At 60.8% G+C, this 11,937-nt stretch carries 11 protein-coding genes and 4 tRNA genes; 2 read left to right on the top strand and 13 right to left on the bottom strand.

The genetic code is table 11. From position 1 onward, the window contains the following. Window positions 1-6 precede the first annotated feature (6 nt). From rpoB to U5A56_RS35040, 12 genes are all read right to left on the bottom strand, one after another. The gene (gene rpoB, locus U5A56_RS34985) at window positions 7-4,113 is read right to left on the bottom strand and encodes a DNA-directed RNA polymerase subunit beta (protein ID WP_044849037.1); all 4,107 of its coding nucleotides are present in this window, start codon (window positions 4,111-4,113) and stop codon (window positions 7-9) included. A 376-nt stretch (window positions 4,114-4,489) separates the two neighbouring features. Continuing rightward, window positions 4,490-4,864 carry a 50S ribosomal protein L7/L12 gene (gene rplL, locus U5A56_RS34990; RefSeq protein WP_021161757.1) on the bottom strand — a complete coding sequence of 125 codons (375 nt, stop codon included), beginning with the start codon at window positions 4,862-4,864 and terminating at the stop codon, window positions 4,490-4,492. A gap of 63 nt (window positions 4,865-4,927) precedes the next feature. Beyond that, entirely contained in the window at window positions 4,928-5,425 is a 498-nt protein-coding gene (gene rplJ, locus U5A56_RS34995; RefSeq protein ID WP_021161756.1) for a 50S ribosomal protein L10, read from the bottom strand. A gap of 308 nt (window positions 5,426-5,733) precedes the next feature. Next, window positions 5,734-6,429, bottom strand: a complete 696-nt coding sequence (rplA, locus tag U5A56_RS35000) for a 50S ribosomal protein L1 (RefSeq protein WP_044849038.1) — start codon at window positions 6,427-6,429, stop codon at window positions 5,734-5,736. Further along, on the bottom strand, window positions 6,430-6,861 hold the full coding sequence (gene rplK, locus U5A56_RS35005; protein WP_006400671.1) for a 50S ribosomal protein L11: 432 nt from the start codon (window positions 6,859-6,861) through the stop codon (window positions 6,430-6,432). 140 nt (window positions 6,862-7,001) lie between these two features. Next, complete coding sequence (gene nusG / locus U5A56_RS35010) at window positions 7,002-7,559, bottom strand: transcription termination/antitermination protein NusG (RefSeq protein ID WP_006400672.1); 558 nt, start codon at window positions 7,557-7,559, stop codon at window positions 7,002-7,004. A 1-nt stretch (window position 7,560) separates the two neighbouring features. Then, window positions 7,561-7,941, bottom strand: coding sequence for a preprotein translocase subunit SecE (gene secE, locus U5A56_RS35015; RefSeq protein ID WP_006482892.1), 381 nt, complete (start codon window positions 7,939-7,941; stop codon window positions 7,561-7,563). 42 nt (window positions 7,942-7,983) lie between these two features. Beyond that, window positions 7,984-8,059: transfer RNA gene (locus tag U5A56_RS35020), tRNA-Trp, on the bottom strand. A 59-nt stretch (window positions 8,060-8,118) separates the two neighbouring features. Continuing rightward, window positions 8,119-9,309: an elongation factor Tu gene (gene tuf / locus U5A56_RS35025; protein ID WP_006482910.1), complete on the bottom strand. Its 1,191-nt coding sequence runs from the start codon at window positions 9,307-9,309 to the stop codon at window positions 8,119-8,121. A gap of 65 nt (window positions 9,310-9,374) precedes the next feature. Further along, window positions 9,375-9,449 (bottom strand) — tRNA-Thr (locus U5A56_RS35030). 25 nt (window positions 9,450-9,474) lie between these two features. Continuing rightward, window positions 9,475-9,548: transfer RNA gene (locus tag U5A56_RS35035), tRNA-Gly, on the bottom strand. A gap of 43 nt (window positions 9,549-9,591) precedes the next feature. Further along, window positions 9,592-9,677, bottom strand: a tRNA-Tyr gene (locus U5A56_RS35040). Window positions 9,678-10,636: 959 nt separating this feature from the next. On the opposite strand from U5A56_RS35040, the gene U5A56_RS35045 reads away from it, so the two are divergent. Both U5A56_RS35045 and U5A56_RS35050 read left to right on the top strand, forming a co-directional pair. Continuing rightward, window positions 10,637-10,867: a hypothetical protein gene (locus tag U5A56_RS35045; protein WP_321927079.1), complete on the top strand. Its 231-nt coding sequence runs from the start codon at window positions 10,637-10,639 to the stop codon at window positions 10,865-10,867. A gap of 156 nt (window positions 10,868-11,023) precedes the next feature. Further along, window positions 11,024-11,281: a hypothetical protein gene (locus U5A56_RS35050; RefSeq protein ID WP_321927080.1), complete on the top strand. Its 258-nt coding sequence runs from the start codon at window positions 11,024-11,026 to the stop codon at window positions 11,279-11,281. A 383-nt stretch (window positions 11,282-11,664) separates the two neighbouring features. Here the strand turns inward: U5A56_RS35050 and U5A56_RS35055 are convergent. Continuing rightward, window positions 11,665-11,937: hypothetical protein (locus tag U5A56_RS35055; RefSeq protein WP_321927082.1), on the bottom strand; the 273-nt coding region annotated here is incomplete at its 5' end.

An 11,937-nucleotide genomic window follows, 5' to 3' on the forward strand; every position in this document is an offset into this window, starting at 1 on the left:
GTCCGATTAATTGCGGTCGAGATCGATGTCGATACCGAGCGAGCGGATTTCCTTCACGAGCACGTTGAAGGATTCCGGCATGCCTGCATCGATCACGTGATCGCCCTTGACGAGGTTCTCGTAAACCTTCGTCCGGCCGGTCACGTCGTCCGACTTCACCGTCAGCATTTCCTGCAGCACGTAGGACGCGCCGTACGCTTCGAGTGCCCACACTTCCATTTCACCGAAACGCTGGCCACCGAACTGCGCCTTACCACCCAGCGGCTGCTGCGTGACGAGCGAGTACGGGCCGGTCGAACGTGCGTGCATCTTGTCGTCGACCAAGTGGTGCAGCTTCAGGTAGTGCATGTAGCCGAGCGTCACGCGACGTTCGAACATTTCACCCGTGCGGCCGTCGTACAGGCGAACCTGGTTCTTCGACGGGTTCATGCCGAGCTGTTCCGCGATGTCGTCCGGGAACGCGAGGTCGAGCATCTTGCCCATTTCTTCCTCGGTCGCACCGTCGAACACCGGCGTTGCAAACGGCACGCCTTCGCGCAGGTTCTTCGCGAGTTCGAGGATCTCGTCGTCGGTGAAGCTTTCCAGGTCTTCCTGGCGGCCCGACTCGTTGTAGATCTTCGTCAGGAACACGCGCAGTTCCTCGATCTTCGCCTGACGCTGCAGCATTTCGCCGATACGCCAGCCGAGGCCCTTCGCGGCCCAGCCGAGGTGCACTTCCAGAACCTGACCCACGTTCATCCGCGACGGAACGCCCAGCGGGTTCAGCACGACGTCTGCCGGACGGCCGTCGGCCATGTACGGCATGTCTTCGATCGGGACGATCTTCGACACGACACCCTTGTTACCGTGACGGCCCGCCATCTTGTCGCCAGGCTGCAGGCGACGCTTGACCGCGAGGTACACCTTGACCATCTTCAGCACGCCCGGCGGCAGTTCGTCGCCTTGCGTGAGCTTCTTGCGCTTCTCTTCGAACGCGAGGTCGAACTGGTGACGCTTCTCTTCGATCGAGTTCTTGATCGCTTCGAGCGATGCCGCTGCTTCGTCGTCCGCGAGGCGGATGTCGAACCAGTGGTAGTGGTCGAGGTCTTCCAGGTAAGCCTGGTCGATCTTCGTGCCCTTCGCGAGCTTCTTCGGACCGCCGTTCGCGACCTTGCCCACCAGCATGCGTGCGAGACGCTGGAACGCGTCGCCTTCCACGATGCGCAGCTGGTCGTTCAGGTCGAGACGGTAGCGCTTCAGTTCGTCGTCGATGATCTGTTGCGCGCGCTTGTCGCGCTGGATGCCTTCACGCGTGAACACCTGGACGTCGATCACGGTGCCGCTCATGCCCGACGGCACGCGCAGCGACGTGTCCTTCACGTCCGAAGCCTTCTCGCCGAAGATCGCGCGCAGCAGCTTCTCTTCCGGCGTCAGCTGGGTCTCGCCCTTCGGCGTGACCTTGCCGACCAGCACGTCGCCCGCTTCGACTTCAGCACCGATGTACACGATGCCCGATTCGTCGAGACGGCCGAGCTGGACTTCCGCCAGGTTCGAGATGTCGCGCGTGATTTCTTCCGGCCCGAGCTTCGTGTCGCGTGCAACGACGTTCAGCTCTTCGATGTGGATCGACGTGTAGCGATCGTCCGCAACGACCTTCTCCGAGATCAGGATCGAGTCTTCGAAGTTGTAGCCGTTCCACGGCATGAACGCGATCAGCATGTTCTGGCCGAGCGCGAGCTCGCCCAGGTCCGTCGAGGCGCCGTCGGCCAGCACGTCGCCGCGCGAGACCTTGTCGCCCATCTTCACGATCGGACGCTGGTTGATGTTCGTGTTCTGGTTCGAACGCGTGTACTTGATCAGGTTGTAGATGTCGACACCGACTTCACCCGCGACCGCTTCGTCGTCGTTCACGCGAATCACGATACGGCCTGCGTCGACGTAGTCGACGACGCCGCCGCGGAACGCCTGGACCGTCGTGCCCGAGTCGACCGCGCAGGTGCGCTCGATGCCCGTACCGACGACCGGCTTTTCCGGACGCAGACACGGCACGGCCTGACGCTGCATGTTCGAACCCATCAGCGCACGGTTCGCATCGTCGTGCTCGAGGAACGGGATCAGCGAAGCTGCAACCGACACGATCTGCGACGGCGCGACGTCCATGTACTGGATACGGTCCGGCGTGACCATCATCGTTTCGCCGGCTTCACGCGACGACACGAGTTCGTCGATCAGCGTGCCGTTTTCGTCGATCGCGGCGTTCGCCTGCGCGATCATGTAGCGGCCTTCCTCGATCGCCGACAGGTAGTCGATCTGGTCGGTCACCTTGCTGTCCACGACCTTGCGGTACGGCGTCTCGAGGAAGCCGTACTCGTTCAGGTGCGCGTACAGTGCGAGCGAGTTGATCAGACCGATGTTCGGACCTTCCGGCGTTTCGATCGGGCACACGCGGCCATAGTGGGTCGGGTGCACGTCACGCACTTCGAAGCCTGCGCGTTCGCGCGTCAGACCGCCCGGGCCCAGTGCGGAAACACGGCGCTTGTGCGTGATTTCCGACAGCGGGTTGGTCTGGTCCATGAACTGCGACAGCTGCGACGAACCGAAGAACTCGCGGATCGCCGACGAAATCGGCTTCGAGTTGATCAGGTCGTGCGGCATCAGGTTTTCGCTTTCGGCCTGGCCGAGGCGTTCCTTGACCGCGCGCTCGACACGCACGAGACCCGCGCGGAACTGGTTTTCCGCCAGTTCGCCGACGCAACGCACGCGACGGTTGCCGAGGTGGTCGATGTCGTCCACTTCGCCCTTGCCGTTGCGCAGCTCGACGAGGATCTTGATCGTCGCGAGGATGTCGTCGTCCTGCAGCGTCATCGGGCCGACGATCTCGTCACGGCCGACGCGGCGGTTGAACTTCATGCGGCCGACCTTCGACAAGTCGTACGCTTCTTCGCTGTAGAACAGACGGTTGAACAGCGCCTCGACCGCTTCTTCGGTCGGCGGCTCGCCCGGACGCATCATGCGGTAGATCGCGATGCGCGCGGCCGTCTTGTCGGTCGTTTCGTCGACACGCAGCGTCGACGAGATGTACGGACCCTGGTCCAGATCGTTCGTGTAGAGCGTCTGGATGTCCTTGATGTCCGCTTCGCGCAGCTTCTCGAGCACGCTTTCCGTGACTTCGTCGTTCGCGCTCGCGATCACTTCGCCGGTGTCGCCGTCGACGACGTTCTTCGCCAGCACGCGGCCGAGCAGATAGTCTTCCGGCACCGAGATGAACTTGGTCTTCGCGGCTTCGAGGTCGCGAATGTGCTTCGCGTTGATCCGCTTGTCCTTCTGGACGATGACCTTGCCATCACGATCCGTGATGTCGAAGCGCGCGACTTCACCACGCAGGCGCTCGGGCACGAACTCGAGTTGCGCGCCTTCGCCCATCAGCGTGAAGTTGTCGAACACGAAGAAGTTCGCGAGGATCTGTTCCGGCGTCAGGCCGATGGCCTTCAGCAGGATCGTGACCGGCATCTTGCGGCGACGGTCGACGCGGAAGTACAGGATGTCCTTCGGATCGAATTCGAAGTCGAGCCACGAGCCGCGGTACGGAATGATCCGTGCCGAGAACAGCAGCTTGCCCGAGCTGTGCGTCTTGCCCTTGTCGTGTTCGAAGAACACGCCCGGCGAACGGTGCAGCTGCGAGACGATGACACGCTCGGTGCCGTTGATGACGAACGAGCCCGTCGGCGTCATGAGCGGAATTTCGCCCATGTACACTTCCTGCTCCTTCACTTCCTTGACGACCGGCTTGTTCGGCGATTCCTTGTCGAGGATGACGAGGCGGACCTTCGCGCGCAGCGCGGAGCAGTACGTCAGGCCACGCTGCTGGCATTCCTTGATGTTGAATGCCGGCGCGGACAACGCATAGCTCACGAACTCGAGGCGCGCGAAGCCGTTGTGCGAAACAATGGGAAATACCGATGTGAAGGCGGCCTGCAAACCTTCAGGCTTGCGTTGCGCGCCAGGCACATCGGCTTGCAGAAACGTGCTGAATGATTCAAGCTGGGTGGCCAGCAAGAACGGAACTTGGTGAACGATGGGGCGCTTCGCGAAACTCTTGCGAATGCGCTTCTTCTCGGTGAAGGAATATTGCATACGATCTCCGAATCACGGCGGGTGCTGTCGAGGCGGGATACCTGGACGTTTCAAACCCGAGTGTTCACCGACTGAGACCCGATGGCCGCCCGATGGCTTGAACGAGCCGAGAAGCTTGGTGGTTGGCCGCTACCAACCGCTGGCTGACGGCAGCGGATGCCTGTGTTGCCCGCTACCCGACCAAACTTGCCTTCTGCAGTCGCTTCAGAAGACAAAGAGAAACGCCAATCGATGCATTGACAACGATTCGGCGATTTTCTTTGGCTTCTGGGGCCGATTATTCGGGCTCCCGAATGAGTGCCAGAATAACGTCCCCACAAAGCACAAAAAGGCCGGCGGTGAAAATACCGCCAGCCTTCGCACAGCGCGTCGAAACTTACTTGACTTCGACCTTCGCGCCTGCTTCTTCCAGCTTCTTCTTGGCTTCTTCAGCAGCAGCCTTGTCGACGCCTTCCTTGACAGCCTTCGGTGCGCCGTCAACGACGTCCTTCGCTTCCTTCAGGCCCAGCCCCGTCAGTTCGCGAACTGCCTTGATGACTGCAACCTTGTTGCTGCCTGCTTCAGCCAGAACGACCGTGAATTCGGTCTTCTCTTCTGCAGCAGCAGCAGCGCCGCCGCCTGCCGGGCCAGCGACTGCCACTGCAGCTGCCGACACGCCAAACTTCTCTTCGAACGCCTTGACCAGTTCGTTCAGTTCCAGAACGGTCATCCCTTCGACTGCTGCCAGGATGTCTTCTTTTGCGATTGCCATTTGAAATACTCCTAAATTGAATTCGGATACAGCCAGCGATCAGTAACGCTGATGCACGTTCGCTTACGCAGCTTCCGCTTGCTTCTTCTCGGCGAGCGCGGCCAGAGCACGCGCGAAGCCCGAAACAGGCGATTGCATAACGAACAGCAGCTTCGAGAGCAGTTCTTCACGGCTCGGGATGCTTGCCAGCGCTTGCACGCCAGCCTTGTCCATCACCTTGCCATCGAACGAACCAGCCTTGATGACCAACTTGTCATTGCTCTTGCTGAAGTCGTTGACGACCTTAGCAGCGGCAATTGCATCTTCCGAGATGCCGTAGATCAGCGGACCAGTCATCTGCTCTGCCAGCGGAGCAAACGGGGTACCTTCAACAGCGCGACGCGCCAGCGTGTTCTTCAACACGCGCAGGTAAACCTGTTGCTCACGCGCTTTCGCGCGCAGCTTGGTCAGATCGCCAACCGCAATTCCACGATACTCAGCCAGCACAACGGTCTGGGCCTTCGCGACTTGCGCGGAAACCTCAGCGACGACGGCTTGCTTGTCTTCTCTATTAAGCGGCACGGTTAGCCTCCAGAAACGATACGTTCGGCGCGGCCGGCATGGCCGAAACCTCACGTACCTCGTTCAACAACGGCGTCCGACCTCGTTAGGAGTATTTCCACCTCACGCCGTGAATCGCTTCACGACCTGCGGCTTCACCACTGCAAAACTTTTTCGGGTTCGCCATCTGCGTTGGCTTGAATTAAGGGATCGCCTGCCTGCTGCGCCCCACCAACGGTCTTTGATAACCGGTTGCCCGCCCAACTGCACGAACAACCGCCCAAAGCCCATGTAGGCCGCTTCGCGAACGAAGCGGCCCGAATACTTTCTTACGCTGCCAGCGTAGCCTGGTCGACACGCACGCCGACACCCATCGTGCTCGACAGTGCGATCTTGCGCAGGTAGACGCCCTTGCTCGTTGCCGGCTTCGCCTTCTGCAGCGCTTCGATCAGCGCCGACAGGTTCGAACGCAGTGCGGTCGATTCGAACGATGCACGGCCGATGGTCGCGTGGATGATACCGGCCTTGTCGACACGGAATTGCACCTGACCAGCCTTCGCGTTCTTGACGGCGGTTGCGACGTCCGGCGTGACCGTGCCGACCTTCGGGTTCGGCATCAGGCCGCGCGGGCCGAGGATCTGACCGAGCGTACCGACGATACGCATCGTGTCCGGCGAAGCGATCACGATGTCGAAGTCCATCTGGCCAGCCTTGATCTGCTCAGCCAGGTCTTCCATACCGACGATTTCCGCGCCTGCTGCACGAGCCTGCTCGGCCTTCTCGCCTTGCGCGAACACGGCAACGCGAACCGACTTGCCCGTACCTGCCGGCAGAACGACCGAACCACGAACGACCTGGTCCGACTTCTTCGCATCGATGCCGAGCTGGACAGCGACGTCGATCGATTCGTTGAACTTCGCGCTCGCGCATTCCTTCACGAGTGCCAGTGCGTCTTCGATCGCGTACAACTTCTGACGGTCGACCTTGGCGGCAAATGCCTGACGGCGCTTGGAGATCTTAGCCATTTACACGCCCTCCACAGTGATGCCCATCGAGCGTGCGCTACCAGCGATGGTGCGAACGGCTGCGTCCAGATCAGCTGCCGTAAGGTCCGGCATCTTGGTCTTCGCGATTTCTTCGGCTTGAGCGCGCGTGATCGAACCGACCTTGTCGGTGTGCGGCTTGCTCGAGCCCTTGTCCACCTTCGCCGCCTTCTTGATCAGGACGGTTGCCGGCGGCGTCTTCATCACGAACGTGAAGCTCTTGTCAGCGTATGCCGTGATGACCACCGGCACCGGCAGACCCGGCTCCATGCCTTGAGTCTGCGCGTTGAACGCCTTGCAGAACTCCATGATGTTCAGGCCGCGCTGGCCCAGTGCCGGACCGACCGGCGGCGACGGGTTGGCTTTACCTGCAGGAATCTGCAGCTTGATAAAGCCGACAATCTTCTTTGCCATTTGTAAACCTCGTTGGAACGCCAGACGGCGTTCGGTGAGTGATAACGCGCGTTCGCCGCTGGCTACTGACGCTCCTCAACGGCCATAACGCGGACCGTAAGCGCGAAGGTGGGCAGCCGAGGCTGCCCACCGAATCGGGATCAAACTTTTTCGACCTGGCCGAACTCGAGTTCGACCGGAGTGGATCGGCCAAAGATCGTGACCGACACACGCACGCGCGATTTTTCGTAGTTGACTTCTTCGACCGTGCCGTTGAAGTCCGTGAACGGGCCTTCCTTGACACGCACCATCTCGCCAACTTCGAACAGGGTCTTCGGGCGCGGCTTCTCGACGCCTTCCTGCATCTGCGACATGATCTTTTCGACTTCCTTCGGGGAAATCGGAGTCGGGCGGTTACGCGCACCGCCGACGAAACCCGTGACCTTCGCCGTGTTCTTCACGAGGTGCCACGTTTCGTCCGTCATTTCCATTTCCACCAGCACGTAGCCGGGGAAGAAACGACGCTCGGTTACTGCCTTGTGGCCACCTTTGACTTCGACCACTTCTTCGGTCGGAACCAGGATCTGACCGAATTTATCCTGCATGCCAGCACGTTCGATGCGCTCCTGAAGCGCACGCTGCACGCTCTTCTCCATACCGGAGTAGGCGTGCACGACGTACCAACGCTTTCCGCTCGGGGATGCCGGAGTATCGCTCATATCATTTCCAACCCAGAATCGCCGAGAAAATCACCCATTCGATCGATTTGTCACTCAACCAGAGGAAAATCGCCATCACGAGCACGAAACCGAACACGACGAGTGTGGTTTGCGTTGCTTCCTTGCGGGTGGGCCAAACGACCTTGCGGACTTCCTTGTACGAATCCTTGGCAAACGCGATGAGGCTCTTGCCAGGTGCGGACATCAGGCCGACGGCCACGCCGGCGATGATACCTACCGCCAATGCGGCACCGCGGACATACCACTGCTGGTTGGCCAGCCAGAAGAAGCCCACGAATCCGGCCAAGACCAGCAATACGCCCAGGGCCAGCATCAGCTTATCGCCGGAGGTATTTACAGTTTCGACGGATGGATTCGCCATAACACCTTAAAACAAATGCCACGTGGGACACGTGGCGATTTTTGGCAGGGGCAGAGGGAATCGAACCCCCAACCTTCGGTTTTGGAGACCGACGCTCTGCCAGTTGAGCTATACCCCTAAACCATGCTGGGGCTGGCTGTTGCCAGCCCCAAAACTGTCGATCAACGAATAACTGGCTTACTCGATGATCTTGGCGACGACGCCGGCGCCGACGGTACGGCCGCCTTCGCGGATTGCGAAGCGCAGACCTTCTTCCATCGCGATCGGAGCGATCAGCTTCACCGTGATCGACACGTTGTCGCCCGGCATCACCATTTCCTTGTCCTTCGGCAGCTCGATCGAGCCCGTCACGTCCGTCGTACGGAAGTAGAACTGCGGACGGTAGTTGTTGAAGAACGGCGTGTGACGGCCGCCTTCGTCCTTGCTCAGCACGTACACTTCAGCCGTGAAGTGCGTGTGCGGCGTGATCGAACCCGGCTTCGCCAGAACCTGGCCACGCTCCACGTCTTCACGCTTCGTGCCGCGCAGCAGGATACCGACGTTGTCGCCTGCCTGACCTTGGTCCAGCAGCTTGCGGAACATTTCAACGCCCGTGCAGGTCGTCTTCACCGTCGGCTTGATACCGACGATTTCGATTTCTTCGCCGACCTTCACGATGCCGCGCTCGACACGACCCGTCACCACCGTACCACGGCCCGAGATCGAGAACACGTCTTCCACCGGCATCAGGAACGCGCCGTCAACTGCACGCTCCGGCGTCGGGATGTACGTGTCCAGCGCGTCTGCCAGGCTCATGATCGCCACTTCGCCCAGCTCGCCCGTGTCGCCTTCCAGCGCCAGCTTGGCCGAACCCTTCACGATCGGCGTGTCGTCGCCCGGGAAGTCGTACTTCGACAGGAGTTCGCGAACTTCCATCTCGACCAGCTCGAGCAGTTCAGCGTCGTCCACCATGTCGCACTTGTTCAGGAACACGATGATGTACGGAACGCCAACCTGACGTGCCAGCAGGATGTGCTCACGCGTCTGCGGCATCGGGCCGTCTGCTGCCGAGCAAACCAGGATCGCGCCGTCCATCTGTGCCGCGCCCGTGATCATGTTCTTCACATAGTCAGCGTGGCCCGGGCAGTCGACGTGTGCGTAGTGGCGGTTAGCCGTTTCGTACTCGACGTGTGCCGTGTTGATCGTGATGCCGCGCGCCTTTTCTTCCGGTGCCGCGTCGATCTGGTCGTAAGCCTTCGCTTCGCCGCCGAACTTCTTCGTCAGCACCGTCGTGATCGCTGCCGTCAGCGTCGTCTTGCCGTGGTCAACGTGACCAATCGTACCAACGTTGACGTGCGGCTTGGTCCGCTCAAACTTTTCCTTGGCCATTTTCAACTCCCGAAAGGAATTTCACATGTTGCGCCGCGCGCAAACAGACACTGACTTTTTACTGCTGGTGCCCATGGGCAGGATCGAACTGCCGACCTCTCCCTTACCAAGGGAGTGCTCTACCACTGAGCCACATGGGCGGTATTACGCTTCAACTACACGGACTGGAGCGGGTGAAGGGAATCGAACCCTCGTCGTAAGCTTGGAAGGCTTCTGCTCTACCATTGAGCTACACCCGCACGGGCCACTAACGATTCCCTACCGCTCTCTGCGCTGATGTTCTGGTGGAGGAGGTTGGATTCGAACCAACGTAGGCGTAAGCCAACAGATTTACAGTCTGCCCCCTTTAGCCACTCGGGCACCCCTCCGTAGAGAACTGACGATTATGGGGGTGCATCGCACTCTTGTCAAGCACATCCGGAAGATTATTTTCATTCTCTTCCAGCGCACCCTGGCGACTCACCCGACACCCGCGCTCACCCGGCTGAGGCAAGCACAAGAGGATCGCCGATCGGCGCCCACATCTTCGTCAGACTCCGTCTTCAGCTTCGATTTGCATCTTCGCTGAAAACGAAAGACCGCCATGATACGACCTCTCACGCATAATGCCAAGCGGGTAAACGCAAAAAATTTGCAATTTCCATGCCGGAGGAATCTGCAAGGCTTCCGACGCGAGCCCAGGGGGTAGGTTGATTAATGGCGACACATCAGCACCCCGCCAAATCCGGGACAACCGGCTTCTGCGCGCAAGGGTTTCCGGCAAACGGGGTGCCGAAGCCGGATTCCAGCAGGGAAGGCGTCGCCGTTCCCGCTTGCTCCGTTGCGACACCGGAATCGAACCCGGCCATCTTCGCCCCCTCCCCTCATCACCACTGACGGAAGGCACGCGCGGTACCATCCCGTGTCCCGCGATCGTGCCGACCGCTCTCCCGTTTCCCTGCCTCCACGCGATACCCTGTCGTCCTTCTTGCCTCCGCACTGGTCTTTGCTTCCTCGGTGGCACATGCAGGCAACATCGACAACGCGTGGTGCAGCACGGGAAGGATCGCGGCAGTCCGAGAGCCGACGCTTTCCGGGCACCACACCGCCAGGCGCGCGAAAGGCGCCGCGGCTCGCGCGACGCATGAGACTTTAAAACCGGCCGTCGACGCCGGCTGCTTGTTGGCCACCAGCACGCGGCGACGCCCGCGAGTCACGACTCCGGAAGCGATCGCGTACGCGTGGTTGCCGAACGAGCGTCAACCTACGTTATCGCGGCTGATAGCGACGCTGGCACCTTGCGAGAAGGTCCAACAGCTCGGCCTGCCTAGATGTCTTGGTGCCGCTGATGCGCGACGATCTGCGCCCGCACGCCTGCTGCCACATCGCTTGCGTGTCGCCGTCGCTGCGAACGTTCAGCAGTGCAGCGCGCATTGTGTCGAACCGTCCTTCGTGCAAGCCGACCACCATGAATGTCCGGGAAGCCTATCGCGGCGAGGCTGCGCTGTACACGCGCCATCCGACGTGTGGATACGAGTGGAACCTCGTTCAGTCAAGCGCGGAGCTGCATCGGCTTTGACCGGGGCGCCTGTACGTCGCCCCGTACGAACCAGGCGGCAGGGAAGCCGACATTCAACGCGGGTTCGTCGACATCGACTACTCGCTGCCCGGCGATGCTCATGTCGACCCGGAGCCATGGCAGCAGCACGATCCGCCGATTCGCCCGATCGAGCGCTTGGCACTGGGTAGCCCAAGCACTGCATGCACGGTGCGGTCGTCCGGCGTCAACGCGGACGGTACGCATTTCGGATTGATGGGCGAAGGCCGCCACTATTTCGGCGGCACCGCCTATTCGCTCGTCGAAGAAATTCGCCTCCGCGACGCCTTCGCGCCGATGGAAGGCCTCATGGCGGTTGCGGTCGTCACGCATATGCCGACCGGCGCGCGATCTCGGCCTCGCGCTGTCGCCGAGGCAGCCGTGGATTTGCCCTGAAACGCGCCAATCACACACCAGCACCTCGAAACAGAATCGACGACGTTGGGCAGAGATAACCGATATACACCAATTAATAGCCCGAGATAATGGACTCCGATTTGCGATGGCTAGACTTGCCGTGCAATGTGCTCGAGGAGGTAAATAATGGGAGAACGAGCGGAGGCGCGATCACTTCGAGCATGACGCGGCCATCGGCGGCACCCCGGCGATTGACGGAGCCTTCGGCTGCGCGCAAGGGTGACCCCTGCCGCGCCCCTGGTCGGTTCATCACAGGATGGAAACCGCACGGAGCTCGAAGCCAGTGGCAAGCGAGATGATAGACGTGGTAGATCTCGCTGCGCGGGTTCGATGCAGTCAACGATGATGAGGAGCAGGATGCGTCAATGAGCCGCCATCTGCTCAAACAATTCGGCGCCGATCAGACTCTCGCGCTGCGAGCGGTGCAAGACTGGCCGCCCTTGCCGCGGAGTTACCGGCAGCAGCGGGGTCGAGCCACTCGTCCATTCGCGACACGGCGCGCGGCGTACATGAAAGTCCCGCCCGACTAGCCAGCCAGCCAGCCAGCCAGCCAGCCAGCTTGCTTGCTTGCTTGCTTGCTTGCTTGCTTGCGCCGCCGCCAACGCCCGGCGGTGATTGCACATTTCTGCGCTGCA

It is taken from the genome of Burkholderia sp. BCC1998 (genome assembly GCF_905339875.1).
Taxonomy (GTDB): domain Bacteria; phylum Pseudomonadota; class Gammaproteobacteria; order Burkholderiales; family Burkholderiaceae; genus Burkholderia.

Excerpts from the sequence above, each read along its gene's own strand:
- rpoB (WP_044849037.1), bottom strand. The coding sequence starts at position 4,113 with ATGCAATATTCCTTCACCGAGAAGAAGCGCATTCGCAAGAGTTTCGCG.
- rplL (WP_021161757.1), bottom strand. The coding sequence starts at position 4,864 with ATGGCAATCGCAAAAGAAGACATCCTGGCAGCAGTCGAAGGGATGACC.
- rplA (WP_044849038.1), bottom strand. The coding sequence starts at position 6,429 with ATGGCTAAGATCTCCAAGCGCCGTCAGGCATTTGCCGCCAAGGTCGAC.
- rplK (WP_006400671.1), bottom strand. The coding sequence starts at position 6,861 with ATGGCAAAGAAGATTGTCGGCTTTATCAAGCTGCAGATTCCTGCAGGT.
- nusG (WP_006400672.1), bottom strand. The coding sequence starts at position 7,559 with ATGAGCGATACTCCGGCATCCCCGAGCGGAAAGCGTTGGTACGTCGTG.
- secE (WP_006482892.1), bottom strand. The coding sequence starts at position 7,941 with ATGGCGAATCCATCCGTCGAAACTGTAAATACCTCCGGCGATAAGCTG.
- tuf (WP_006482910.1), bottom strand. The coding sequence starts at position 9,309 with ATGGCCAAGGAAAAGTTTGAGCGGACCAAGCCGCACGTCAACGTTGGT.
- U5A56_RS35045 (WP_321927079.1), top strand. The coding sequence starts at position 10,637 with ATGCGCGACGATCTGCGCCCGCACGCCTGCTGCCACATCGCTTGCGTG.